24 protein-coding genes are annotated in these 24,656 nt (G+C 71.0%); all 24 read left to right on the top strand.

Annotation, left to right across the window (positions count from 1 at the left end; all coding sequences use genetic code 11):
* Positions 1 to 51 precede the first annotated feature (51 nt).
* The 24 genes from efp to AB7E03_RS04645 all read left to right on the top strand — a co-directional run bounded on the left by efp (position 52) and on the right by AB7E03_RS04645 (position 24,599).
* Entirely contained in the window at positions 52 to 612 is a 561-nt protein-coding gene (gene efp, locus AB7E03_RS04760) for an elongation factor P (RefSeq protein WP_441782051.1), read from the top strand.
* Complete coding sequence (nusB, locus tag AB7E03_RS04755; protein WP_441782052.1) at positions 613 to 1,029, top strand: transcription antitermination factor NusB; 417 nt, start codon at positions 613 to 615, stop codon at positions 1,027 to 1,029.
* Entirely contained in the window at positions 1,026 to 1,775 is a 750-nt protein-coding gene (locus AB7E03_RS04750) for a DsbA family protein (RefSeq protein ID WP_489939771.1), read from the top strand. Before nusB ends, AB7E03_RS04750 begins: the two co-directional genes overlap by 4 nt.
* Before the next feature lie 210 nt (positions 1,776 to 1,985).
* Positions 1,986 to 2,543 carry a bifunctional pyr operon transcriptional regulator/uracil phosphoribosyltransferase PyrR gene (gene pyrR, locus AB7E03_RS04745; protein WP_489939769.1) on the top strand — a complete coding sequence of 186 codons (558 nt, stop codon included), beginning with the start codon at positions 1,986 to 1,988 and terminating at the stop codon, positions 2,541 to 2,543.
* The gene (locus AB7E03_RS04740; RefSeq protein ID WP_489939767.1) at positions 2,540 to 3,514 is read left to right on the top strand and encodes an aspartate carbamoyltransferase catalytic subunit; all 975 of its coding nucleotides are present in this window, start codon (positions 2,540 to 2,542) and stop codon (positions 3,512 to 3,514) included. The genes pyrR and AB7E03_RS04740 overlap by 4 nt, the downstream gene beginning before the upstream one ends.
* 5 nt (positions 3,515 to 3,519) lie before the next feature.
* Positions 3,520 to 4,860 carry a dihydroorotase gene (locus tag AB7E03_RS04735; protein WP_489942859.1) on the top strand — a complete coding sequence of 447 codons (1,341 nt, stop codon included), beginning with the start codon at positions 3,520 to 3,522 and terminating at the stop codon, positions 4,858 to 4,860.
* Positions 4,853 to 5,395, top strand: coding sequence for a PH-like domain-containing protein (locus AB7E03_RS04730; protein ID WP_489939765.1), 543 nt, complete (start codon positions 4,853 to 4,855; stop codon positions 5,393 to 5,395). The genes AB7E03_RS04735 and AB7E03_RS04730 overlap by 8 nt, the downstream gene beginning before the upstream one ends.
* Positions 5,355 to 6,569, top strand: coding sequence for a glutamine-hydrolyzing carbamoyl-phosphate synthase small subunit (carA, locus tag AB7E03_RS04725; RefSeq protein WP_489939763.1), 1,215 nt, complete (start codon positions 5,355 to 5,357; stop codon positions 6,567 to 6,569). Before AB7E03_RS04730 ends, carA begins: the two co-directional genes overlap by 41 nt.
* Positions 6,569 to 9,856, top strand: coding sequence for a carbamoyl-phosphate synthase large subunit (carB, locus tag AB7E03_RS04720; protein ID WP_489939761.1), 3,288 nt, complete (start codon positions 6,569 to 6,571; stop codon positions 9,854 to 9,856). Before carA ends, carB begins: the two co-directional genes overlap by 1 nt.
* Positions 9,853 to 10,737 (top strand): orotidine-5'-phosphate decarboxylase, encoded by an 885-nt coding sequence (gene pyrF / locus AB7E03_RS04715; protein ID WP_489939759.1) that lies wholly within the window; start codon positions 9,853 to 9,855, stop codon positions 10,735 to 10,737. Before carB ends, pyrF begins: the two co-directional genes overlap by 4 nt.
* The gene (gene gmk, locus AB7E03_RS04710) at positions 10,730 to 11,707 is read left to right on the top strand and encodes a guanylate kinase (RefSeq protein ID WP_489939757.1); all 978 of its coding nucleotides are present in this window, start codon (positions 10,730 to 10,732) and stop codon (positions 11,705 to 11,707) included. The genes pyrF and gmk overlap by 8 nt, the downstream gene beginning before the upstream one ends.
* Before the next feature lie 106 nt (positions 11,708 to 11,813).
* Complete coding sequence (gene rpoZ, locus AB7E03_RS04705) at positions 11,814 to 12,077, top strand: DNA-directed RNA polymerase subunit omega (RefSeq protein WP_441782061.1); 264 nt, start codon at positions 11,814 to 11,816, stop codon at positions 12,075 to 12,077.
* A gap of 95 nt (positions 12,078 to 12,172) precedes the next feature.
* Positions 12,173 to 13,477 carry a bifunctional phosphopantothenoylcysteine decarboxylase/phosphopantothenate synthase gene (locus tag AB7E03_RS04700; protein ID WP_489942858.1) on the top strand — a complete coding sequence of 435 codons (1,305 nt, stop codon included), beginning with the start codon at positions 12,173 to 12,175 and terminating at the stop codon, positions 13,475 to 13,477.
* 93 nt (positions 13,478 to 13,570) lie between these two features.
* Positions 13,571 to 14,764, top strand: coding sequence for a methionine adenosyltransferase (gene metK / locus AB7E03_RS04695; protein WP_441782062.1), 1,194 nt, complete (start codon positions 13,571 to 13,573; stop codon positions 14,762 to 14,764).
* Between the two features lie 2 nt (positions 14,765 to 14,766).
* Positions 14,767 to 16,857: a primosomal protein N' family DNA-binding protein gene (locus AB7E03_RS04690; RefSeq protein WP_489939755.1), complete on the top strand. Its 2,091-nt coding sequence runs from the start codon at positions 14,767 to 14,769 to the stop codon at positions 16,855 to 16,857.
* A gap of 61 nt (positions 16,858 to 16,918) precedes the next feature.
* Positions 16,919 to 17,845, top strand: coding sequence for a methionyl-tRNA formyltransferase (gene fmt, locus AB7E03_RS04685; protein ID WP_489939753.1), 927 nt, complete (start codon positions 16,919 to 16,921; stop codon positions 17,843 to 17,845).
* Between the two features lie 98 nt (positions 17,846 to 17,943).
* Positions 17,944 to 19,302, top strand: coding sequence for an RsmB/NOP family class I SAM-dependent RNA methyltransferase (locus AB7E03_RS04680; RefSeq protein WP_489942857.1), 1,359 nt, complete (start codon positions 17,944 to 17,946; stop codon positions 19,300 to 19,302).
* A gap of 9 nt (positions 19,303 to 19,311) precedes the next feature.
* Positions 19,312 to 20,004, top strand: coding sequence for a ribulose-phosphate 3-epimerase (gene rpe, locus AB7E03_RS04675; protein ID WP_489939751.1), 693 nt, complete (start codon positions 19,312 to 19,314; stop codon positions 20,002 to 20,004).
* A 22-nt stretch (positions 20,005 to 20,026) separates the two neighbouring features.
* On the top strand, positions 20,027 to 20,290 hold the full coding sequence (locus tag AB7E03_RS04670) for a phosphoribosyl-ATP diphosphatase (protein WP_441782066.1): 264 nt from the start codon (positions 20,027 to 20,029) through the stop codon (positions 20,288 to 20,290).
* Positions 20,291 to 20,338: 48 nt separating this feature from the next.
* Positions 20,339 to 21,178, top strand: coding sequence for an ATP phosphoribosyltransferase (gene hisG / locus AB7E03_RS04665; protein ID WP_489939749.1), 840 nt, complete (start codon positions 20,339 to 20,341; stop codon positions 21,176 to 21,178).
* Positions 21,178 to 21,942, top strand: a complete 765-nt coding sequence (gene hisF, locus AB7E03_RS04660) for an imidazole glycerol phosphate synthase subunit HisF (RefSeq protein ID WP_489939747.1) — start codon at positions 21,178 to 21,180, stop codon at positions 21,940 to 21,942. The genes hisG and hisF overlap by 1 nt, the downstream gene beginning before the upstream one ends.
* Positions 21,939 to 22,322 (top strand): phosphoribosyl-AMP cyclohydrolase, encoded by a 384-nt coding sequence (gene hisI / locus AB7E03_RS04655; RefSeq protein ID WP_489939745.1) that lies wholly within the window; start codon positions 21,939 to 21,941, stop codon positions 22,320 to 22,322. The genes hisF and hisI overlap by 4 nt, the downstream gene beginning before the upstream one ends.
* Positions 22,319 to 23,860, top strand: coding sequence for an anthranilate synthase component I (locus tag AB7E03_RS04650; RefSeq protein ID WP_489939743.1), 1,542 nt, complete (start codon positions 22,319 to 22,321; stop codon positions 23,858 to 23,860). The genes hisI and AB7E03_RS04650 overlap by 4 nt, the downstream gene beginning before the upstream one ends.
* On the top strand, positions 23,850 to 24,599 hold the full coding sequence (locus tag AB7E03_RS04645) for a Trp biosynthesis-associated membrane protein (RefSeq protein WP_489939741.1): 750 nt from the start codon (positions 23,850 to 23,852) through the stop codon (positions 24,597 to 24,599). The genes AB7E03_RS04650 and AB7E03_RS04645 overlap by 11 nt, the downstream gene beginning before the upstream one ends.
* The last annotated feature ends 57 nt before the right edge of the window (positions 24,600 to 24,656 follow it).

Below are 24,656 nucleotides of genomic sequence, written 5' to 3'. Positions count from 1 at the left end.
CGAGGCGCGGCATCCACCCGAATCTTCACACCGAACGAACGGAACATCCTCTTGGCCTCAACCGCTGACATCAAGAACGGCGTCGTCCTCAGCATCGACGGGCAGCTCTGGACCGTGATCGAGTTCCAGCACGTCAAGCCGGGCAAGGGCGGAGCGTTCGTCCGCACCAAGCTGAAGAACGTCACCACGGGCAAGACGGTCGACCGCACCTACAACGCCGGCGCCAAGATCGATATCACGAACGTCGACCGCCGCGACTACCAGTACCTGTACCAGGACGGCGCCGACTTCGTGTTCATGGACACGTCGGACTACGACCAGATCACCATCCCGGGCCCGGTCGTCGGCGACTCCGCCAACTTCATGCTCGAGAACCAGAACGTCACCGTCGCGCTGCACGAGGGCTCGCCGCTCTACGTCGAGCTCCCGGCCTCCGTCGTGCTCGAGATCACCTACACGGAGCCTGGCCTGCAGGGCGACCGCTCCACCGGCGGCACCAAGCCCGCCACCGTCGAGACTGGCTACCAGATCCAGGTCCCGCTGTTCCTCGAGACCGGCACCAAGGTCAAGGTCGACACCCGCACGGGCGACTACCTCGGCCGCGTCAACTAGATGAGCGCTCGGACCAAGGCGCGCAAGCGCGCGCTCGACGTGCTGTACGGGGCCGACCTTCGGCAGATCCCGCTGCGCCAGGCGCTCGCGACCGAAGCCGAGCGTGCGGCGACCCAGCCGGCGCGCGAGGCGTCGTGGATGTACGCCCGCGAGATCCTCGACGGAGTGATCGACCACCAGGACGAGATCGACGAGCAGATCGAGACGTACGCACAGGGCTGGACTCTTGCCCGCATGCCCGCTGTCGACCGCGCCATCCTGCGCATCGGCGTCTGGGAGGTCCTGTACAACGACGAGGTGCCGGACGGCGTCGCGATCTCGGAGGCCGTTGAGGCTGCGACCGTGCTCTCGACGGACGACTCGGCCGGGTTCGTGAACGGGCTGCTGGCCAAGATCGCGCAGACGAGGTCGGTGTGAGCGGCGAGGTCGGTGTGAGCGGCGAGGTCGGTGTGAAGAGCCGGATGCGCCGGGCGGCCGCGGCCGTCGTGCTGGCCGCCGCGGTCGTCGCGAGCGTCGCCGGGTGCTCGCTGCTGGGCGGCGCATCCAATGTTCCCGTCGCGACGGACGCCCCTCCCACCGGGACCGACGGCGCCGTCGACTTCGACGGCGGGTTCATCACGGTCGGCGACGGCGCGAAGAAGGTCGACGTCTGGTTCGACGCGATGTGCCCGGTGTGCGGCGCATTCGAGCAGACCAACGGCGACACGTTCGACTCTGCAGTCGAGGACGGCTCGATCACCCTCCGGCTGCACCCGCTGACCTTCCTCGACGCCGCCTCGAACGGCACCGGGTACTCGACGCGCGCCGCGGCGGCGCTGACCTGCGTCGCGGTGACGGACCGGAACGCCGTGCTGCCCTTCTACCAGGCGCTGTACACCGACCAGCCCAAGGAGAACTCCGACGGGCTCACCGACAAGGAACTGGTGAAGCGCGCGATCGACGCCGGGTCGAGCGACATCTCCTCATGCCTCGCCGACAGCGGCCCGTACAAGGCGTGGGCGCAGGCGAACACCGCCAACTCGCAGAAGGGCCCGATCGAGGTCGACGGCAAGAAGGTGCTCGACACGATCAAGGGAACGCCGACCGTCCTCGTGAACGGGAAGATGTATCCCGGCGGCGTCACCGACAAGAAGGCGTTCACGGCGTTCCTGGCCGACCACTGAGTCCGGCCCCTATTTTCAGGTTGAGGGCTATCGAAGGAGGACGGGGCTCGAATCTCCTTCGAATGACAGTAGGGAAGGAGATTCGGCCGGGGAGTGGCCGGATCTCCTTCGGAGCGCGGGCCCGCCGGAAGGCGGCCGGAGGCCCTGCTAGACTGGCAGCAGGTAGACATCCTTTAACAGCCGTCCTGTGAGGCGGGGAAGGAGGTCGGCATGACAGCGCGCACAGTGCTGCAGCAGGCTGACATAGCCCGGGCGTTGACTCGGATCTCCCACGAGATCCTGGAGTCCAACCGGGGAACAGACGATCTGGTGATCCTCGGGATCCCGACCCGCGGCGTCCTGCTCGCGAGGAGGATCGCCGAGAACATCCAGCGCATCGAACCGGCGGCGGTCGCATCCCCGACGGACATCGTGGGCGCACTGGATGTGACCATGTACCGCGACGACCTGTCGCGGCATCCCACCCGCACCCCGCAGCCCACCTCCGTCCCTGGCCCGATCGACGGCAAGACCGTCGTGCTGGTCGATGACGTCCTGTTTTCAGGACGCACGATCCGCGCCGCACTCGACGCGGTCAGCGACCTGGGGCGTCCGCGGGCCGTCCGCCTGGCGGTGCTGGTCGACCGCGGTCACCGCGAGCTGCCCATCCGGGCGGACTTCGTCGGCAAGAACCTCCCGTCGGCCGCCTCGGAGCGTATCTTCGTGCGCCTGACCGAGGTGGACGGCGAAGAATCGGTGACCATCGAGGAGCCGGGGGCCGAGGCATGAGGCACCTGCTCTCGACCCGCGACCTCCCGCGCGAGGACGCCATCCAGCTGCTGGATGTCGCCGAGGACATGGCCGACGTCCAGGAGCGCGAGGTCAAGAAGCTCCCGACCCTCCGTGGGAAGACGGTCGTCAACCTGTTCTTCGAGGATTCGACCCGTACCCGCATCTCGTTCGAGGCGGCCGCGAAGCGGCTCTCGGCCGACGTGATCAACTTCTCCGCGAAGGGGTCGAGTGTCTCCAAAGGCGAGAGCTTGAAGGACACCGCCCAGACGCTGCAGGCGATGGGAGCCGACGCGGTCGTCATCCGGCACGGGTCGTCGGGCGCGCCGCAGACGCTCGCGACGAGCGGGTGGATCGACGCGGGCATCCTCAACGCCGGCGACGGCACGCACGAGCACCCGACGCAGGCCCTGCTGGACGCGTTCACCATGCGCCGGCGCCTTCACGGCACGGCATCACGAGGTAAGGACCTGGACGGCGTCAGCGTCGCGATCGTCGGCGACATCCTCCATTCGCGCGTCGCACGCTCGAACGTCTGGCTGCTGCAGACCCTCGGCGCGCACGTCACCCTTGTCGCGCCGCCGACCCTGCTGCCGGTGGATGTGTCCGGCTGGCCGGCGACGGTCGGCTACGACCTCGACGCCGCGATCGCGGCGGGACCGGATGTCGTGATGATGCTGCGCATCCAGGCCGAGCGGATGAACGCGGCGTTCTTCCCGACCACGCGCGAATACGCCCGGCGCTGGGGGCTGGACGAGGAACGGTTGGGCCGTCTCAAGCCCGATAGCATTGTGATGCACCCGGGACCGATGAACCGCGGGCTGGAGATCTCGGCCGCGGCCGCGGACTCCCCGCGCTCGACGGTCCGGGAGCAGGTCGCGAACGGCGTCTCCGTGCGGATGGCGGCGCTGTACCTGCTCCTGTCGGGTGCCGGTCCCGAGCAGTTAGTACGGCCAGGCGGTGTGAGGTGAGCGCGGTGAACCAGGTGAACACGGGCGAGACGTATCTGATCGCCGGCGCGACGCTCGCCGACGGGAGCCGCAGCGACCTGCTGGTCGAGGGCGGCCGCATCGTCGAGACGGGGTCCGGGCTGAGCGCCGCGGGCGCCGCCAGGATCGACGCGGATGGGCTGCTCGCCCTGCCCGGGCTCGTCGACCTCCACACGCACCTTCGCGAGCCCGGCTACGAGCAGAGCGAGACCGTGCTGACCGGCACGCGCGCCGCGGCGGCGGGCGGTTTCACGGCGGTGTTCGCTATGGCGAACACGTCGCCGGTCGCCGATACCGCGGGCGTCGTCGAGCAGGTGCTGAGCCTGGGTGAGGCCGCAGGCTACGCCACGGTCCGCCCGATCGGCGCCGTCACGGTGGGCCTCGAGGGCGAGCGGCTGGCGGAGCTCGGAGCGATGGCGCAGTCGCGCGCTCGCGTCCGGGTGTTCTCGGACGATGGCAAGTGCGTCTCCGACCCGCTGCTGATGCGGCGGGCGCTCGAGTACGTGAAGGCGTTCGACGGCGTGATCGCACAACACGCGCAGGAGCCCCGGCTGACGCAGGGCGCGCAGATGAATGAGGGCGCCCTCTCCGGCGAGCTGGGCCTGACCGGCTGGCCGGCTGTCGCCGAGGAGTCGATCATCGCCCGGGATGTGCTGCTCGCCGAGCACGTCGGCTCCCGCCTGCACGTCTGCCACGTGTCGACCGCGGGCAGCGTCGACGTCATCCGCTGGGCCAAGGCCCGGGGGATCGATGTGACGGCCGAGGTGACGCCGCACCACCTGGCGCTCACCGAGGAACTCGTGACCGGCTACGACGCCCGCTACAAGGTGAACCCACCGCTGCGCAGCCGCGACGACGTCGAGGCGCTGCGCGCCGGGCTCGCGGACGGCACGATCGACATCGTCGCCACCGACCATGCTCCGCATCCCGTCGAGGCGAAGGACTGCGAGTGGGATGCCGCCGCCTTCGGAATGGTGGGCCTCGAGTCGGCGCTGTCGGTGGTCCAGGCGAGCGTGGTGGACAACGGGATGCTCGGCTGGGCCGACATCGCACGCGTCCTCTCGGCGACCCCCGCCCGCATAGGCCGGCTGGAGGGCCACGGCGGACCGCTCGCCGTGGGAGCCGCCGCGAACCTCTTCCTGTACGACCCGACGGTGTCGCGAACGTTCTCGACGTCCGACCTCGCAGGTAAGGGCTCGAACTCGCCGTACCTGGGGCTGGCGCTTCCCGGCCGCGTCGTCGCGACCTTCCATCACGGTCGACCGACGGTGCTCGACGGCGCCGTGGTCGACGCCGAACTCGTCGCGGGAGGGGTGGCACGTGGATAGGGCGCTCCTCACCATCCTGATCGTCGCCGTCGTCGTCATCGTCCTGGCGCTCGCGCTGTTCGGCTGGCGCCGGCGGGTGCGGCGCGATGCGGCATCCGGTGGCGGCTACTCGACGCCGGGCACGCTCGGCGCGCCGACCGCGGAGGCGGACGTGCTCTACGTCGCCACGACGAGGGCCGGCCAGCACCTGGAGCGGCTCGCCCTTCCCGGGCTCGCCTTCCGCGGTGCGGCGACCGTCACCGTCCGGCCAGAGGGCGTCGAGCTCGCCGTGACGGGCGAACCGCCGGTCTTCGTGCCCTCAGCCGTGGTCTCCGGCGTCGGCCTCGCGAGCGTCGCGATCGACCGCGCCGTGGAGCGCGACGGACTGCTCCGCCTCGGCTGGACCACCAGCGGCGGCACCGCCGCCGACAGCTACTTCCGGGTCGTCGACCCGGCCGGCCGCGCGCAGCTCGCCGCGGCCATCGAAGACATCGTCCCGCGGGCCTCGGCCCCCGATGACCAGGGTGCTCCGCGCCCGAACGACAAGGAGGTGTGACGTGCTCGCTGCAGAACCCGCGGTGCTCGTCCTCGAAGACGGAACACGGTACGTCGGCCGGGCCTACGGCGCCCGAGGGCGCACGCTCGGCGAGGCCGTGTTCGCCACCGGCATGACCGGCTACCAGGAGACCCTGACCGACCCGTCGTACGCCGGCCAGATCGTCCTCATGACGGCGCCGCACATCGGCAACACCGGCACCAACGACGAGGACATGGAGTCCCGGCAGATCTGGGTCGCCGGGTACGTCGTCCGCGAGCCCAGCCGCGTCGTCTCGAACTTCCGCGCCCAGCGCAGCCTCGACGACGACCTCGTCGCACAGGGAGTCGTCGGCATCAGCGGCATCGACACGCGCGCGGTTACCCGCCACATCCGTTCGGCGGGGGCCATGCGTTCCGGGATCTTCTCCGGCGACGACTTCGAGCTGAGCGACAGCGAGCAGCTGGAGCTGGTGCTCGCGGGAGCGAAGATGACGGGCCGCAACCTGTCGGCCGAGGTCTCGACGGTGGAGCCGTACACGGTTCCCGCGGTCGGCGAGAAGATCGGCTCGGTCGCGGTCCTCGACCTGGGCGTGAAGAAGTCGACCCTCGAGAACCTGGCCGGCCGGGGCCTCGACGTGCACGTGCTCCCGCAGCAGGTGTCCGCTCAGGATGTGCTGAGTCTCGGCGTCTCGGCGCTGTTCTTCTCGAACGGCCCCGGCGACCCGCAGGCCTCCGACAAGCACGTCGCGCTGCTGCAGGAGACGCTCCGGGCGGGCCTGCCGTACTTCGGCATCTGCTTCGGCAACCAGTTGCTCGGCCGCGCGCTCGGCCTCGACACCTACAAGCTGCCGTTCGGGCACCGCGGAATCAACCAGCCGGTCCTCGACAAGCGGACCGGCCGGGTCGAGATCACGGCGCAGAACCACGGCTTCGCGGTGAAGGCGCCGATCGATGCGACCTTCGACTCGCCCGCCGGCTTCGGCCGGGTGGAGGTGAGCCACTTCTCGCTGAACGACGACGTCGTGGAGGGGCTGAACTGCCTCGACCTGAACGCGTTCAGCGTCCAGTACCACCCGGAGGCGGCCGCCGGCCCGCACGACGCCAACTACCTCTTCGACCGGTTCCTCGACATGGTCAGGGCCCAGCACGGCGAGCAGACCACCGCATCCACCGAAACGCAGGAGAACGCCTGATGCCCAAACGCGACGACATCCAGTCGGTCCTCGTCATCGGCTCCGGCCCCATCGTCATCGGCCAGGCGGTCGAGTTCGACTACTCGGGCACCCAGGCCTGCCGCGTGCTGAAGGCCGAGGGCGTGCGCGTCATCCTGGTCAACTCCAACCCGGCGACCATCATGACCGACCCGGACTTCGCCGACGCGACCTACGTCGAGCCGATCACCTGGCAGGTCATCGAGACGATCATCGCCAAGGAGCGTCCGGACGCCATCCTGCCGACCCTGGGCGGCCAGACCGCGCTCAACGCGGCCATGCAGCTGCACGAGCACGGCATCCTCGAGAAGTACGACGTCGAGCTGATCGGCGCGAAGTTCGAGGCGATCCAGAAGGGCGAGGACCGCCAGATCTTCAAGGAGCTGGTGGTCGAGGCAGGCGCAGAGGTCGCCCGTTCGCACATCGCCCACACGGTGGAGGAGGCCCTCGAGTTCGCCGAAGACCTGGGCTACCCGCTCGTGGTGCGCCCGTCGTACACGATGGGCGGGCTCGGGTCCGGCTTCGCCTACACGCCGGAGCAGCTGCGCCGGATCGCCGGCGATGGCATCCACCAGAGCCCGACCAGCGAGGTGCTCCTGGAGGAGTCCATCCTCGGCTGGAAGGAGTACGAGCTGGAGCTCATGCGCGACACCGCCGACAACACGGTGGTCGTCTGCTCCATCGAGAATGTCGACCCGGTCGGCGTGCACACCGGCGACTCGATCACCGTCGCCCCGGCGCTGACGCTGACGGACCGCGAGTACCAGCGGATGCGCGACATCGGCATCGACATCATCCGCGCGGTGGGCGTCGACACCGGCGGCTGCAACATCCAGTTCGCGGTGAACCCGGAGAACGGCCGGATCATCGTCATCGAGATGAACCCGCGCGTGTCGCGCTCGTCGGCTCTCGCATCCAAGGCGACCGGATTCCCGATCGCGAAGATCGCCGCGAAGCTCGCCATCGGCTACCGCCTGGACGAGATCCCGAACGACATCACCAAGGTGACCCCGGCTAGCTTCGAGCCGACCCTCGACTACATCGTCGTGAAGGTGCCGCGGTTCGCGTTCGAGAAGTTCCCGGCCGCCGACCCGACGCTGACCACGACCATGAAGTCGGTCGGAGAGGCCATGGCGATCGGCCGGTCCTTCACGAGCGCGCTGCAGAAGGCTCTGCGGTCGCTGGAGAAGCGCGGATCGTCGTTCCATTGGGGCAACGAGGCGCGCAGTGTGGATGAGCTGCTCGCCTCCATCGCCACCCCGACCGACGGCCGCATCGTCGACGTGCAGCAGGCGCTCCGGCTGGGAGCGACGGCCGAGCAGGTGTTCGAGGCGACCAAGATCGACCCCTGGTTCCTCGACCAGATCGTGCTCATCAACGAGGTGGCCGAGCAGATCCGGGACGCGCCGACGCTCGACACCGACACCCTCCGGTACGCCAAGGACCACGGCTTCTCCGATGCCCAGATCGGCGAGCTGCGCGGCTTCGGCGAGGCGGATGTGCGCGAGGTCCGCCACATCCTGGGCGTGCGCCCGGTCTACAAGACGGTGGACACGTGCGCGGGCGAGTTCCCGGCGCTGACGCCCTACCACTACTCCAGCTACGACCTGGAGACGGAGGTCGAGCCGAGCGACAAGCGCAAGGTCGTCATCCTGGGCTCCGGCCCCAACCGTATCGGCCAGGGCGTCGAGTTCGACTACTCGTGCGTGCACGCGTCGTTCGCCCTGCACGACGCCGGGTTCGAGACCATCATGATCAACTGCAACCCGGAGACGGTGTCGACCGACTACGACACCAGCGACCGGCTCTACTTCGAGCCGCTGACGCTGGAGGACGTGCTGGAGGTCATCCACGCGGAGTCGCAGTCGGGCGAGCTCGTCGGCGTGGTCGTGCAGCTCGGCGGCCAGACGGCGCTCGGGCTCGCGAAGGGCCTGGAGGCGGCGGGCGTTCCCATCCTGGGTACGACGCCGGAGGCGATCGACCTGGCGGAGGAGCGCGGGCTGTTCTCGGGCATCCTCGACGCCGCGGGCCTCGTGGCGCCGCGCAACGGCACCGCCTCGGACTACCCGACCGCCGCCCACGTCGCCGAGCAGATCGGCTACCCGGTGCTGGTGCGGCCGAGCTTCGTGCTCGGCGGCCGCGGCATGGAGATCGTGTACGACAACGCCTCCCTCGCCGACTACTTCGAGCGGGTCGCGGGCCAGGGCATCGTCGGACCATCGCATCCACTGCTCGTTGACCGCTTCCTCGACGACGCGATCGAGATCGACGTCGACGCGCTGTACGACGGCGAGCGGCTCTACATCGGCGGCGTGATGGAGCACATCGAGGAGGCGGGCGTCCACTCGGGCGACTCCTCTTGCACGCTGCCGCCCATCACCCTCGGGCGTCGCGAGATCGACCGGGTGCGCGAGGCGACGCTGAAGATCGCCGAGGGGATCGGCGTCCGCGGCCTCCTGAACGTGCAGTTCGCGATCGGCGCCGGAGTGCTCTACGTGCTGGAGGCCAACCCGCGCGCGTCGCGGACCGTGCCGTTCGTCTCCAAGGCGCTCGGAATACCGCTCGCGAAGGCCGCGTCGCGCATCATGGTCGGTGAGACCATCGAGGGGCTCGTGGCGGAGGGGCTGCTGCCCGACGAGGACGGCTCGCGCATCCCGATGGACTCGCCGGTCGCCGTGAAAGAGGCGGTGCTCCCGTTCAAGCGCTTCCGCACCGCGGAAGGCACCGTGGTGGACTCGGTGCTCGGCCCGGAGATGCGCTCCACCGGCGAGGTGATGGGGATCGACAAGGACTTCCCGACCGCGTTCGCGAAGAGCCAGTCGGCCGCGTACGGCGGCATGCCGCTGGAGGGCACCGTGTTCGTCTCGGTCTCGGACCGCGACAAGCGCGCGGTGGTGCTCCCGGTGCTCCGGCTGCACCAGCTCGGCTTCGAGATCGTGGCGACGGAGGGCACCGCCGAGGTGCTCAACCGCAACGGCATCGCGGCGCGGATCGTGCGCAAGCACAGCGAGGCGCAGGAGACCGGCGGCGACTCGATCGTCGACATGATCACCCGGTCCGACGTGGATGTGGTGATCAACACCCCGAGCGGACGTTCGGCCCGCGCGGACGGCTACGAGATCCGTGCGGCGGCCGTCGCAGCGGACAAGCCGTTGTTCACGACCATCGCCGAGCTGAGCGCCGCCGTGGCGTCGCTGGACGCCATCCGGGAGGGCTTCGACGTGAAGTCGCTGCAGGAGTACGCGCTGGACAGGGCCGCCCGAGCATGACGCCGGAGCCCACGCCTCGGGCCTTCGGCGACCGGCTTGCGGGGGTGTTCGCGGAGCGCGGCCGGCTGTGCGTCGGCATCGACCCGCACGCGCACCTGCTCGAGGCGTGGGAGCTGCCGGTCTCGGCCGACGGCGCCCGCGCATTCGGACTGGCCGTGGTGGAGGCGGCATCCGGCCGGGCCGGGATCGTCAAGCCGCAGGTGGCGTTCTTCGAACGCTTCGGCGCGGCCGGTTACGCGGCGCTGGAGGACGTGCTCGCCGCCGCGCGGGCTGCCGGTCTGCTGGTCATCGCGGACGTCAAGCGGGGCGACATCGGGACGAGCGTCACGGCGTACGCGGAGGCGTGGCTGACGCCGGGATCGCCGCTGGAGGCGGACGCGATGACCGTCGCGGCCTACCAGGGCGTCGGGTCGCTGAGCGACGCGATGGCGCTCGGCGAGCGGAACGGGAAGGGCCTGTTCGTCTTGGCCGCCACGTCCAACCCCGAGGCAGCGGCCATACAGCAGGCGACCGTACAGAGCGGCCCGTGGGCAGGACGGTCCGTCGCTCGTGCGATCATCGAAGACGTGCATGCATTCAATCAGGAGCAGGCCGGGCGAGCGCCGTTCGGGTCGGTCGGGCTGGTGCTCGGCGCGACCGTCGACCTCGCCGACTACGGCATCGACGTCTCGACGGCGGGGGAGCGGACTCCCGCCCTCCCGGTGCTTGCGCCCGGATTCGGGCACCAAGGCGCCCGCGTGGAGGACGCCGCGCGGCTGTTCGGGTCGCTGGCCACCGGTGTGATCGTCAGCGAGTCCCGTGGTCTGCTCGTCGCAGGCCCGCGCGGTCTCGCGGACGCCGTCGAGCGCCGAGCCGACGAGGTGCGGGCCGCGCATGTCTGACGCTGCGTCCGCATCCACCGGGTCTGCCTCCGCCGGGTCCGCATCCACCGGGTCCGTATCCACCCGGCCGGGCCCCCCAGAGGTCGACCGTCAGGCCGCCTCGCAGGCCGCCGTCGCCGCCCGCCGGGCGCGCGCCGCGGTGAAGGCGTCGATCGCCGGCCGCGAGGTTTCGCCGCTGACCGTGCTCGACCACGCCACCGCCGATCCAGACGGTGTGGAGGGCAGGCTGCGGGTGACCGAGTTCCTGCTCAGCGTGCCCGCGATCGGGACGACCAAGATGCAGGATGCGCTGGAGCGCCTGGCCATCTCACCCGCCAAGCGCCTGGGCGGGCTGGGCCGCCACCAGCGTCTTCGGCTCCGGCAGTTCCTCATCGAGCGGGAGAGCCGGAGCGAACGCCAGCGCAACCGTCTGCTCGTCCTCGCCGGCCCGACCGCCGTCGGCAAGGGCACTGTCTCCACCTACATCCGCGAGAACTACCCCGACGTGCTGCTGTCGGTGTCTGCGACGACCCGGGCGCCGCGCCCCGGCGAGGTCGACGGCGTCAACTACTACTTCGTGGACGACGCCGAGTTCGACCGGATGATCGCCGCGGGCGAGCTGCTGGAGCACGCGACCGTGCACAACGCCTACCGCTACGGGACGCCGCGCGCGCCGATCGAGCAGGCGTTGGCCGCCGGCCGCAGCGTCCTGCTCGAGATCGACCTCCAGGGCGCGCGCCAGGTGCGCGAGTCGATGCCGGAGGCGCGCCTGATCTTCCTGCTCCCGCCCACCTGGGAGGAGCTGGTGCGCCGCCTGATCGGTCGCGGCACCGAGGATGCGGCCGAACAGCAGCGCCGATTGGAGACGGCGAAGGTCGAACTGGCCGCCCAGGACGAGTTCGACTACAAGGTCGTCAACCACGACGTCGCCGAGGCGGCTCGCGAGGTCGTAGACTTGATGAAGGTCCGCGCGGCGCCGACGCGTCCGTGAGACCTCTCTCCGCGCCCTCGCCGGCGCGCCCACCGTCCCCGGTCGCGCGACGCGACCGTCCGATCCGGGTCACGCGCCCGATCGCCCAGAGCAAGGAGCACCTCGCATGGCCACCAGCAACAACGGCATCATCGACCCGCCCATCGACGAGCTGCTGTCGCGCGTCGAGTCCAAGTACGCGCTCGTGATCTTCGCCTCGAAGCGCGCACGCCAGATCAACGACTACTACGCCGACCTCCACGAGGGCAGCCTGTTCGACAACGTCGGCCCGCTGGTCGACTCCTCCGTCGACGACAAGCCGCTGTCGGTCGCGCTGCACGAGATCAACGAGGACAAGCTCGTCGTGAAGCCCATCGCCGCCTCCGAGTAGGAGCGCAGCAGTAGCAGCAACGCAGCAGTACACCCGCAGGACGACCGCAGCCGGGAGCGCCCGGCCGAGGAGAGGTGCCGCCGTTGAGCCCACGATTGACCATCGTCGTCGGAGTGACCGGCGGCATCGCCGCGTATAAGGCCGTCGGTGTCATCCGGTCCCTGGTCCTCGAGGGTCATTCGGTCCACGTCGTCGCCACAGAGAACGCCCTGCGCTTCGTCGGCCGGCCGACCCTGGAGGCGATCAGCCGCAACCCGGTCGCGACCGATCTGTACGAGGGTGTGGCCGAGGTGCGGCACGTCGCCATCGGGCAGTCCGCTGACCTCATCGTCATCGCCCCCGCGACGGCGAACACCATCGCGAAGCTCGCCGCGGGGCTTGCCGACGACCTCCTCGGCAACACGGTCCTCGCGTCCACCGCGCCGCTGGTGATCGCGCCCGCGATGCACACCGAGATGTGGCGCAACCCCGCCACGGTCGCGAACATCGCGACGCTCCGCAGCCGCGGGGTGACCGTCATCGGCCCGGCGAGCGGGCAGCTGACCGGTGCCGACTCCGGTCCCGGACGGATGGAGGAGCCGGAGGTCATCGTCCGTGCCGCGCTCCGTGCGGCCGGGGCGGCCCCTCGCGCTGTCGAACCGCCGGCGCCCGCCGCTCTCCCCGTGGGAGCATCCTCCCTCAACGACGTCGTGGTGCTCTCCGAGCGCCGTCGCGCCAACGAGGCCGCCCGCAGGCCGCGCGGGGGCGTCGACCTCGCAGGCAAGCGCGTCGTCGTGACCGCGGGCGGGACGCGCGAGCCGCTCGACCCCGTGCGGTACCTCGGCAACCGGTCCAGCGGCCGTCAGGGCGTCGCCATCGCGAGCGCCGCGCAGGCCCGCGGCGCCGACGTGGTACTGATCGCCGCGCACCTCGAAGTGGAGCCGCCGGAGGGCGTCGAGCTGATCGAGGTGCAGACCGCCCTGGAGCTGCAGGAGGCCGTGCAGGAGGCTGCCCGCGCCGCGGACATCGTGGTGATGACCGCAGCGGTCGCCGACTACCGTCCCGCGGAGACCCGCGACGCGAAGATCAAGAAGTCGGACCACGGCGAGACGCTCACGCTCGAGCTGGTCGTCAATCCCGACATCCTCGCCGGCCTCGCAGCCCACAAGCGCGACGACCAGGTGGTCGTCGGCTTCGCCGCGGAGACCGAGCCCGACCCACAGGCCCTCATCGAGCTCGGCCGCACGAAGCTCGCCGCCAAGGGCAGCGACTTCCTGGTGCTCAACCAGGTGGGCTGGACGCACGGCTTCGCAACGGAGAGCAATGAGGTCGTGGTCCTGCGGAAGGGCGGCGATATAGTGATGGAGGCCTCGGGCAGCAAGCTGTCGGTGGCCGACCGTATCCTCGACGTCATCGCTTAGCGCGGTGGAGCTCGGGGAAGCGTGAAGCGGTTCTGCGACCCCAGCGCCGAGGGAGCCCGCGACCGCGGTCACATCCACCACCCAGGGAGAACAATGGCAGATCTGCGTCTCTTCACGTCCGAGTCCGTCACCGAGGGTCACCCGGACAAGATCTGCGACCAGATCTCCGACAGCATCCTGGATGCTCTGCTCACCGTCGACCCGCACAGCCGGGCCGCGGTCGAGACGCTGGTGACCACAGGCCTCGTGCACGTCGCCGGCGAGGTGACGTCGAACGGGTACGTCGAGATCCCGGCCCTCGTGCGCAACAAGCTGGTCGAGATCGGATACGACTCGTCCGACGTCAGCTTCGACGGCACACAGTGCGGCGTCTCGGTGTCGATCGGTGCGCAGTCGCCCGACATCGCACAGGGCGTCGACAACGCCCTCGAGACGCGCGCCGAGCAGAGCCACGACGACCTCGACCGCCAGGGCGCGGGCGACCAGGGCATCATGTTCGGCTACGCCACGACCGAGACGCCGCAATACATGCCGCTACCGATCTGGCTGGCGCACCGGCTCGCCGAGCGTCTCGCGGAGGTCCGTAAGGACGGCACGCTCGACTACCTCCGTCCCGACGGCAAGACTCAGGTCACCATCGGCTACGAGGGTGCGGTGCCGAAGTCGGTGCAGACGGTGGTGCTGTCGACGCAGCATGCGCCGCACGTGAGCAACGAGCAGCTTCAGGCCGAGATCGTGGAAGAGGTCATCAACCCGGTGCTCCACACCGCGGGCCTCGAGACCTCGCACATCCGCACGCTCATCAACCCCACCGGGCGGTTCGAGATCGGCGGGCCGAAGGGCGACGCAGGGCTGACCGGCCGCAAGATCATCGTCGACACCTACGGCGGGGCATCCCGGCACGGCGGCGGCGCGTTCTCGGGCAAGGACCCGTCGAAGGTCGACCGCTCGGCCGCGTACGCCATGCGCTGGGTCGCGAAGAACGCCGTCGCGGCGGGCTTCGCCGACCGACTCGAGGTGCAGATCGCGTACGCGATCGGCAAGGCCGCGCCCGTCGGACTGTACGTCGAGACGTTCGGCACCGCGAAGGTGCCCGAGGAGCGCATCATCGGCGCGATCCGCGACGTCTTCGACCTGCGTCCGGCCGCGATCATCCGCGACCTCGACCTGCTGCGGCCGATCTACGCCAGCACCGCCACCTACGGTCACTTCGGCCGCGAGCTCCCCGACTTCACCTGGGAGCGGCTCGACCGCGTCGACGACCTGCGCTCGGCCGCGGGGATCTAGCGATGGCGGCGGCCGTTCGGGTCGCCCGGGTGGTCCTGGATTCACCGCTCCCGCAGCTCGATCACCTCTTCGACTACAGCATCCCGGAGCACTTGGCGGCGGAGGCCGTGCCGGGCGTGCGCGTGCGCGTGCCGCTCCGGTCGGCGGGCCGGGTGGCGGACGGCTACCTCATAGAGGTGGGCGAACCGGACGACGGGTACGAGGGCACGCTGAGCCCGTTGGAGTCAGTCGTCTCGCCCGCTCGGGTGCTCACCCCGGGGGTGTGGCGGCTCGCGCGGCGGCTTGCGGACCGCAGCGCCGGGACGGCCAGCGACATCGTGCGCCTGGCGGTGCCGGGACGGATGGTGCGCGTCGAGAAGGCGTGGCTGGCGGCGCGGGCCGCGGCGGCCGCTGCGCCGCCCGCGTCGGGTGGTGAGTCGTCGTCGGAATCTCCGGCGAGTGGCGACGAGATGTCGCAACTCGCCGGGACGCGCGCGTTCTCGGTCCGCGGGTACGGCGAGCGGGTGCTCGAGGATGCGGTCGCCCGCGATGAGCGGATCGCGCTGCGCGCCATCCCGAGGCTCGTCCCGCTGCCCGACGGAACCTGGGTCGGGGAGTGGGCCGTCACCCTGGCGACGCTCGCGGCGGAATGCTGGCGCGGCGGCCGCACCGCCATCGTCGCCGTGCCCGACCACCGCGACCTGGAGCAGCTGACGGCGGCCCTGGCATCCATCGCGCCCGCCGAAGCCGTGGTCCGCGCCGACGCCGGCCAGACCAATCCCGAGCGCTACCGCGGGTTCCTGGATGCGCTGTCCGGCCCGCGCATCGTCATCGGCAACCGGTCGGTCGTCTACGCGCCCGCCGAGCGACTGGGCCTCCTCGTCGTGTGGGAGGACAGCGACCCGCTGCACGCCGAGCCGCTGAGCCCGTATGTGCACACGCGGGATGCGGCGCTCGTCCGCCAGGAGCTCGAAGGCTGCGCGCTGGTGGTGAGCGGCAATATCCGGAGCGTGGAGGCGCAGCGCCTCGTCGAGCTGGGCTGGCTGCGCGACATCGGCCCGGAGCGGGTGCAGACGCCGAAGGTCGTGCTCACCGCCAACATGCAGGCACCCGAACCGATGGCGCGCGCCGCGCGCATCCCATCGACGGCGTGGCGGACCGCTCGGGAGGCACTCGACGGCACGAGCGGCCGGCCGCGCGGCCCGGTGCTGGTGCAGGTCGCCCGTCCGGGATACGCACCCGTGATCGCGTGCGCCAAGTGCGGGCAGGCGGCGCGGTGCACGACCTGCAAGGGGCCGCTGCATCAGTCGCGGGCCGGCGCTCCGCCCTCGTGCACGGTGTGCGGGCGCCTCGCGACGGACTGGCAGTGCGAGCACTGCGAGCACCGGCGCATCCGGCTGGTCACTGTCGGCTCGGGCCGCACCGCTGAGGAGCTGGGACGCGCCTTCCCGGGGACCCGCGTCATCCTCGCCGATGGCGACCATCCCGTCCAGCGTGTCGGGCCGGCCCCTGCGCTAGTCGTCGCGACGCGGGGCGCGGAGCCGATCGCCGAGGGCGGCTACCAGGGGGTGCTGCTGCTCGACGGTGAGCGGATGCTGGCCCGCGAGAGCCTGCACGTCGCCGAGGACTGCCTGCGCTGGTGGCAGAGCGCAGCGGGGCTCGCCGCCCCGGGCGCTCCGACGGTGCTCGTCGGCGTCGGGGGACCGCTCGCTCGCGACTTCGCGACCGGGCGGCTGGTGGACTTCGCCCACGAGGAGCTGGCCGATCGCCGCCAGCTGCGCTTCCCGCCGGCGGTGCGGCTCGCATCCGTCACCGGAGCCGAGGCGACCGTCGCCGAAGTGCTGGCGGCGGTCGATCCCGAGGCCCTGATCGACGTGCTGGGTCCTGCGCCCGTGGAGGTGGAGGCGAACGCGTCGCGCGGTGCAGCGGCCCGACCGGATCAGGTACGCGCCGTGCTCCGCTTCGAGTACGCGCAGGGTGCCGAGGTCGCGTCCGCCGTGCGTGCGGCGGTGGTGAAGAACGCGACCCGCCGCCGCCGCGCCCCGGCGGGCAAGGCGGGATACCGTCCGGCGCCGACGCTCCGCGTCCGCTTCGACGACCCCGAGATCCTCTGACCGGCGGGCCAGACCGGCGGAGTAGGCTTGATGGCCGTCCCCACCGAAAGAACCTTCACCCATGCGCATCGTCTTCGCAGGCACCCCCGCTGTGGCCATCCCGTCCCTTGAGGCGGTCGCCGCGCGCCACGAGGTGGTCGCCGTCGTCACCCGGGAGGATGCGCCGCTCGGCCGCAAGCGCATCCTCACGCCCTCGCCCGTCGCCGAGGCCGCCGACCGTCTCGGTCTGCAGGTCGTCAAGGCGAATCGTCTGGGGGAGGACGTCACCGCGCCGCTCGCTGCCCTGCAGCCGGACCTCGGCGTGGTCGTCGCCTACGGCGGCCTGGTGCGCGAGCCGCTGCTGTCGCTGCCCCGGCTCGGCTGGGTCAACCTCCACTTCTCGCTGCTGCCGCGCTGGCGTGGGGCCGCTCCCGTGCAGCGCGCGCTGATCGCGGGCGACGCCGAGACGGGCGCAGCCGTGTTCCACCTGGTGCCCGAGCTTGATGCGGGCGACGTGTACGCCGAGCTGCGGCGACCGATCGGGCCGGATGAGACGGCCGGCGACCTGCTCACCGCCCTCGCCGCCGACGGCGCGACGCTGCTGGCGGACACGACGGACGCGCTCGCGGCCGGCACCGCGGTCGCCACACCGCAGACCGGCGAGGTCGTCCTCGCGCCGAAACTGAGCCTCGACGACGCACGCCTCGACCTCGCACAGCCCCTCGAGGTGGTCTACGCCCGTCTGCGCGGAGTGACCCCCGAGCCCGGCGCCTTCGTGCTGCTGGGGGAGGAGCGGTTCAAGATCCACGAAGCACGTGCTGCGGTCGGCGAAGCGCCGCTTCCGGCGGGGGTGGTGGAGGCGCGCGACCGCCGAATCCTCGTCGGCACCGGTTCGCACCCGCTGGAGCTGCTCACCGTGCAGCCTGCCGGGAAGCGGGCCATGCCCGCCGCCGACTGGCTGCGCGGCGTAGCAGGATCAGCTTCCGACGCCACGGTGGTGTTCTCGTGAGCGGCGCACGCAACGGCGGCCGCGGAGGCGCCAACCGCGCCCAGGGCCGCTCGCAGGGACGACCCGCGGGCCGCTCCAACCGCCCGCCGGAGACCGCGGTGCAGCCCGCCCGCCAGGTGGCGCTGGATGTGCTCCTCGCGGTCCGCGAGTCCGACGCGTACGCCAACCTTCTCCTCCCGACCCGCATCTCGCGCGCCGCCCTGAGCCCGGCGGATGCCGCGCTCGCGACCGAACTCACCTACGGCACCCTGCGCATGCAGGGCTACTACGACCGGGTGATCGCGATCGCCGCCGGGCGCCCGGTCGACCAGATCGACGCCCCGCTGCTCGACGTGCTGCGGCTGGGCGCGCATCAGCTCCTGAACACCCGGGTCGCTCCGCACGCCGCGGTGAACGAGTCGGTGGGGCTCGCCCGGACGGTCGGAAGCCGGTCGGGCACGGGCTTCGTGAACGGCGTGCTCCGCGAGATCGGCCGGCACACCCCCGACGAGTGGCGCGAGGAGGTGGCATCGCGGGCGAAGAACGAGGACGACCGCCTCGGCGCGCTGTACTCGCATCCGGTCTGGGTGGTCCGCGCGTTCCGCCGGTCGCTGGATGCCGAGGGCCGCGTCGACGAACTGGAGGCGCTGCTGGAGGCCGACGACGTGGCCCCGCGCGTCAACCTGATCGCGCTCCCGGGTCTCGCCGACCTGCCCGACGACGCGCGTCCCGACAGGTTCTCGCCTCCCGGCTTCACGGCAGCGGGCGGCGATCCGCAGGCGATGGTCGAGGAGGCCGACGGGCGCATCCGCGTGCAGGACGAAGGATCGCAACTGGCCGCCCTCGCGCTGACCCGGGCGCAGCCGGTGATCGCGGGCGAGCGCTGGCTCGACCTGTGCGCGGGCCCCGGCGGCAAAGCCGCGTTGCTGGCGGCCGAGGCGCTCGCGGGCGGAGCGTCGCTCGTCGCGAACGAACTGGTGCCCGCGCGCGCCGAGCTGGTGCGCCGTGCGCTGGCACCCGTCCCGCTCGATGTGCCGGTCTGGGAGCAGGACGGCACGGTCATCGGCGACGAACACCCCGAAGCCTTCGACCGCATCCTGCTCGACGCTCCCTGCACGGGCCTCGGCGCCCTGCGCCGGCGTCCGGAGGCCCGCTGGCGAAAGACACCGCGCGACGTCGCCGAGCTCACCCGGCTGCAGACCGCCCTGCTCGACTCGGCGATCGCGGCGCTGAAGCCCGGCGGCGTGCTCGCGTACGTGACCTGCTCGCCGCACCTGGCCGAGACGAAGGGGATCGTCGTGGATGCGCTGGAGCGTCACGGGGACGTGCTGGAGGCGCAGCCGACGGCTGAGACGGTGCAGGCCTTCACCTCCGAGCGGCTCGATCTCGCCGGCAATCCGGACACGGTCCAGCTGTGGCCGCACCGCCACCTGACCGACGCCATGTTCATCGCGCTGCTGCGCAAGCGATCCGCCTAGGCTGGAACCATGGCATCGACCCCCTCCGCCGACCGGATCGACTCACGCGCCCGTATCAACCCGAGCATCCTGGCGGCCGACTTCGTCAACATGCAGAGCGAGTTGGAGCGCATCGCGACCGCCGACCTGGTCCACGTGGATGTGATGGACAACCACTTCGTGCCCAACCTGACCTTCGGGCCGCAGATGGTGGGCCGCATCCAGGATGTGAGTCCCATCCCGCTGGATGTGCACCTGATGATCGACGACCCCGACCGCTGGGCGCTGGGCTACGCCGAGCTGGGGGCGTACTCGGTGACCTTCCATGCCGAGGCCGCGCATGACCCGGTGTCGCTCGCGCGGCGCCTGCGGGCGATCGGCGCGCGGGCGGGCATCGCCCTGAAGCCGGGAACGGGCGTCGGGCGCTACCTGGAGCTCCTGGACGAGTTCGACCAGGTGCTCGTGATGACCGTCGAGCCCGGCTTCGGCGGCCAGTCGTTCATGGCCGAGATGATGCCGAAGCTGCAGCTGCTCCGCGAGGCGGTGGAGGCGCGCGGCCTCGACGTGTGGCTGCAGGTGGATGGCGGCGTCACCGAGGAGACGATCGTCACGGCGGCAGCGGCCGGCGCCGACACCTTCGTCGCCGGGTCGAGCGTCTTCCGCGGCGAACCTGCCGAGCGCATCGCCGCGCTGCGCGACGCCGCACTCGCCCACGCCCACTGACCCGGACCGCTACGCTAGAACGGTGAAAACCTTCGACGACCTCTTCGCCGAACTCCAGCAGAAGGCGGAGTCCCGTCCGGAGGGCTCCGGCACCGTCCGCGAGCTCGACGCCGGCGTGCACGCCATCGGCAAGAAGATCGTCGAGGAGGCCGCCGAGGTGTGGATGGCCGCCGAGTACGAGTCCGACGAGGCGATGGCCGAAGAGGTCTCGCAGCTGCTCTACCACCTCCAGGTGCTGCTGCTGGCGAAGGGTCTCACCCTGGCCGACGTGTACCGACATCTGTGATGGCTCGACCCCATCCACTTGTCCGATCACGTCACGAAAGACTCCTCCATGCTGAAGATCGCCGTTCCCAATAAGGGCTCCCTGTCCGAGACCGCGGCGCAGATGCTCCACGAGGCCGGCTACGTCGGTCGCCGCGACCCGAAGGAGCTGATCGTCACCGATCAGCGCAACGGGGTCGAGTTCTTCTACCTGCGCCCGCGCGACATCGCCACCTACGTCGGCTCGGGCGCGCTGGACGTCGGCATCACCGGCCGCGACCTGCTCCTCGACTCCGGCTCATCCGCCGCCGAAATCACCGCGCTCGACTTCGCCGCCTCCACGTTCCGGTTCGCCGGGCCCGCCGGGCTGTTCACCGACCTCGCAGAGCTCGAAGGGAAGCGCGTCGCGACGAGCTACCCGGGGCTCGTCGGCGCGTTCCTGGCCGACAAGGGTGTCAGCACCTCCCTGATCAAGCTGGATGGCGCGGTCGAGTCCGCGGTCCGGCTCGGCGTCGCGGACGCGGTCGCCGACGTCGTCGAGACCGGCTCGACGCTCCGCAAGCAGGGGCTGGAGATCTTCGGCCCGGTGATCCTGGAGTCGGAGGCCGTCCTCATCTCCTCCGCTTCGCCCGCCGCCGGGGTGGACACCCTGGTGCGGCGCCTGCAGGGCGTCATGGTCGCGCGGCAGTACGTGCTGATCGACTACAACCTGCCCGTCGCGCTGCTGGAGAAGGCGGTCGCGCTCACGCCGGGCGTCGAGTCGCCGACGGTGTCGCCGCTGGGCGAGCCGGACTGGGTGGCCGTCCGCGTGATGATCAAGCGCGAGCAGACCAACCACATCATGGACGACCTGTACGAGCTGGGCGCCCGCGCCATCCTGGTCACTTCCATTCACGCGGCGCGGATCTGATGGGCGTCGCGGTCCGGGTCATCCCCTGTCTCGACGTGGCCGCGGGCCGCGTCGTGAAGGGCGTGAACTTTCAGAACCTGCGCGACCAGGGCGACCCGGTCGAGCTTGCCCGACGGTACTTCGAGCAGGGCGCCGACGAATTGACTTTCCTGGATGTGACGGCAACGGTCGACGACCGCGCCACCACCTACGACGTGGTGCGAGCGACGGCCGAGCAGGTCTTCATCCCGCTGACGGTCGGCGGCGGCGTGCGCAGCCCGGAGGATGTGGCGAAGCTGCTCGGCCACGGCGCCGACAAGGTGGGCGTCAACTCCGCCGCGATCGCACGGCCCGAACTGATCGCCGAGATCGCCGCGCGTTTCGGCGCACAGGTGCTGGTGCTGTCGCTGGATGTGAAGCGGTCGGCGGCGACCTCGTCCGGCTTCGTCGTCACCACGCACGGCGGCCGCACCGAGACCGACCTCGACGCCCTGGAGTGGGCGACCCGCGCCATCGAGCTGGGCGCAGGGGAGCTGCTGGTGAATTCGATCGACGCCGACGGCACCAAGGAGGGCTTCGACCTGGAACTCATCCGCGAGATGCGCGCGCTCAGCAGCGTCCCGGTGATCGCCTCGGGAGGCGCCGGCGCGCTGGAGCACTTCGTGCCGGCGATCCAGGCGGGAGCGGATGCCGTGCTCGCGGCGAGCGTGTTCCACCAGGGTGAGCTGACGATCGAGCAGGTGAAGGACGAACTGGCTGCGGCCGGGATGGAGGTCCGCCGATGAACACGGCAGCGAGCGATGTGGTCCTGGAGCGCATCCGCTTCACCGATGCGGGCCTCGTGCCGGCGATCATCCAGCAGTGGGACACCCGCGAGGTGCTGATGATGGGCTGGATGGATGCGGAGGCGTTCCGCCGCACCATGAGCGAGGGCCGGGTCACCTTCTGGTCGCGCTCCCGCAAGGAGTACTGGCGCAAGGGCGACACCTCTGGTCACGTGCAGTACGTGAAGGGCGCAGCGCTCGACTGCGACGGCGACACGCTCCTGATCACGGTCGATCAGATCGGCGCGGCCTGCCACACCGGCACACGCACCTGCTTCGACGCGGATGTGCTGGAGCCGGCCGTCGGCGCGAGCCCGGAGATCGAGGCGGGCGACCTGTGATCGATACGGCCGCAGGCACGACCTCCCGTCCGGATTTCGACGCGCTGGTCGTCGACCACCGCGTGGTTCCGGTGATCCGGGAGCTGTTCGCCGACGGGGAGACGCCTGTGGGCATCTACCGGAAGCTCGCCGCGGGTCGCCCGGGAACCTTCCTTTTGGAGTCGGCGGAGCAGGGCGGCATCTGGTCGCGCTTCTCGTTCGTCGGCGCGGCCTCCTTCGGCGTGCTGACCCAGCAGGGCGACGAGGTGCGCTGGCTCGACTACGGCCTGCCGGCCGAGCGCGCGCTCGGCACCGCCGCATCCCTCCGCCCGCTGCAGGCCCTCGCGGCGCTGCACGCCCGCTGGCAGAGCCCACGCATCCCGGGCCTCCCGCCGCTGACCGGTGGTCTCGTCGGCTTCATCGGGTGGGAGGCGATCCGCCAGATCGAGCGGCTGCCCGACGCGCCACCGGCCGATGTGGATGTGCCCGGCCAGGCGCTGGCCTTCGCAGCCGACCTCGTGGTCATCGACCACCGGTCGGGCACGGTGAAGCTGATCGCGAACGCACTGGCCGACGGCACGGACGACGCGGACGCGCTGTGGGCGGATGCCCAGCAGCGCCTCGATGCGATGCAGGACCGCCTCGCACAGCCGTCCGAGGCCTGGCTTGAGGAGGTCGACCTCGCCACTCAGGCGGAGCCGGTCTCGCACACGCGCCGCGACGACTTCCTCGGCGCGGTGGTCACGGCGAAGGAACGCATCGTCGACGGCGACATCTTCCAGGTCGTCATCTCGCAGCGGTTCGAGCTCGAATGCACCGCGCCGGCGCTCGACGTCTACCGGGTGCTCCGCGCGCTCAACCCCAGCCCCTACATGTACCTGCTGTCGCTGGAGAAGCCGGACGGTGAGGCGTACCAGATCGTCGGCTCCTCGCCGGAGGCGCTGGTGAAGGTGCAGGAGGGACGCGCGTTCACGCATCCCATCGCCGGCTCCCGCCCGCGCGGGGCGAACCCGGAGCAGGACCTCGATCTGGAGGCGTCGCTGCTCGCCGACGACAAGGAGCGCGCCGAGCACCTGATGCTCGTCGACCTGGCCCGCAACGATCTGCTCAAGGTGTGCGAGGCGGGCACGGTCGAGGTGACGGAGTTCATGCGCATCGAGCGGTTCAGCCACATCATGCACATCGTCTCCTCGGTCGAGGGCGACCTGCTCCCGGACGCGACGGCGATCGACGTGTTCCGGGCGACGTTCCCGGCCGGGACGCTGTCGGGCGCGCCGAAGCCGATGGCGCTGCGGATCATCGACGAGCTGGAGCCGGTGCAGCGTGGCGTCTACGGAGGGGTGATCGGCTACTTCGACTTCGCCGGCGACGCCGATCTCGCCATCGCCATCCGCACCGCCACGATCATGGGCGGTGTCGCGCGCGTGCAGGCGGGCGGGGGACTGGTCGCCGACTCGGTGCCCGAGAGCGAGTTCCAGGAGTCTCAGAACAAGGCGGCGGCGCCGCTGCGGGCGGTCGCCGTCGCGAACGCGATGAAGCGGGTGCCCCGTGGCCGCTGAGAGCGGGATCGGCCGGAGGGTCAAGTACCTCACGATGCTGCTGCTCCTCGTGGGCAGCGGGCTCGCGCTCCTCGCCGCGACGCAGCCGTGGTTCGCCATCCGGCTGACCGACACGGCGAATCACGCCAGCACGATCACGGTCGCAGGCTCCGTGGCGGCACCAGCACTGACGGCGCTGTCGCTCGCCGGTCTCGCCTTGACGGCGGCGCTGGCGATCGCCGGTCCGGTGTTCCGCATCGTGCTCGCGCTGCTCGGCGTGCTGCTGGGCGTCTCGGTGATGATCTCGGCGATCACCGCGGTGTCGGATGCTGTGGGCGCGTCGTCCGCGGCGATCACCACGGCGACGGGTGTAGCCGGTGGGGCGTCGGTGCGGCGGCTCGTGCAGTCGGTCGAGACCGAGGTCTGGCCGTGGCTGGCGATCGTGGCTGCGGTGCTGATCATTCTCGCCAGCGCCGCTGTGGTGGTGTTCTCGCGCCTGTGGCCGGGCCCGTCGCGCAAGTACCAGACCCGCTTCGCGGGCGAGGACGGCCGCCCGGCTGACGAGGTACTGGGCGAGGCGACGGACGACGGGGCGGACGACACGCCCGACGACGGGCCCGACGCCGCTCCCGCGACGGACGACGACGAAGCGCGCGCCGCCGCGGAGTCGCCGGAGGCCGACCGCCCGGGTGGTCCCGATCGCGACACCGCGATCGACAGCTGGGACGAACTCACCCGCGGCGAAGACCCCACCCGCTGAGCGAGCCCCGGGACGCGACGACCTCCCACTAGACTGGATGCGTTCCAATTCCCGTGC

It is taken from the genome of Leifsonia sp. RCC_180, assembly GCF_058138205.1.
Note: the sequence above shows the minus strand (reverse complement) of the source record. Positions and strands in the feature narration are given on the sequence as shown.

Bases quoted from the DNA above. Each gene is read 5' to 3' on its own strand.
- nusB (WP_441782052.1), top strand. From the start codon at position 613: ATGAGCGCTCGGACCAAGGCGCGCAAGCGCGCGCTCGACGTGCTGTAC.
- pyrR (WP_489939769.1), top strand. From the start codon at position 1,986: ATGACAGCGCGCACAGTGCTGCAGCAGGCTGACATAGCCCGGGCGTTG.
- AB7E03_RS04740 (WP_489939767.1), top strand. From the start codon at position 2,540: ATGAGGCACCTGCTCTCGACCCGCGACCTCCCGCGCGAGGACGCCATC.
- carA (WP_489939763.1), top strand. From the start codon at position 5,355: ATGACCAGGGTGCTCCGCGCCCGAACGACAAGGAGGTGTGACGTGCTC.
- carB (WP_489939761.1), top strand. From the start codon at position 6,569: ATGCCCAAACGCGACGACATCCAGTCGGTCCTCGTCATCGGCTCCGGC.
- pyrF (WP_489939759.1), top strand. From the start codon at position 9,853: ATGACGCCGGAGCCCACGCCTCGGGCCTTCGGCGACCGGCTTGCGGGG.
- gmk (WP_489939757.1), top strand. From the start codon at position 10,730: ATGTCTGACGCTGCGTCCGCATCCACCGGGTCTGCCTCCGCCGGGTCC.
- rpoZ (WP_441782061.1), top strand. From the start codon at position 11,814: ATGGCCACCAGCAACAACGGCATCATCGACCCGCCCATCGACGAGCTG.
- metK (WP_441782062.1), top strand. From the start codon at position 13,571: ATGGCAGATCTGCGTCTCTTCACGTCCGAGTCCGTCACCGAGGGTCAC.
- AB7E03_RS04690 (WP_489939755.1), top strand. From the start codon at position 14,767: ATGGCGGCGGCCGTTCGGGTCGCCCGGGTGGTCCTGGATTCACCGCTC.
- fmt (WP_489939753.1), top strand. From the start codon at position 16,919: ATGCGCATCGTCTTCGCAGGCACCCCCGCTGTGGCCATCCCGTCCCTT.
- rpe (WP_489939751.1), top strand. From the start codon at position 19,312: ATGGCATCGACCCCCTCCGCCGACCGGATCGACTCACGCGCCCGTATC.
- hisG (WP_489939749.1), top strand. From the start codon at position 20,339: ATGCTGAAGATCGCCGTTCCCAATAAGGGCTCCCTGTCCGAGACCGCG.
- hisF (WP_489939747.1), top strand. From the start codon at position 21,178: ATGGGCGTCGCGGTCCGGGTCATCCCCTGTCTCGACGTGGCCGCGGGC.
- hisI (WP_489939745.1), top strand. From the start codon at position 21,939: ATGAACACGGCAGCGAGCGATGTGGTCCTGGAGCGCATCCGCTTCACC.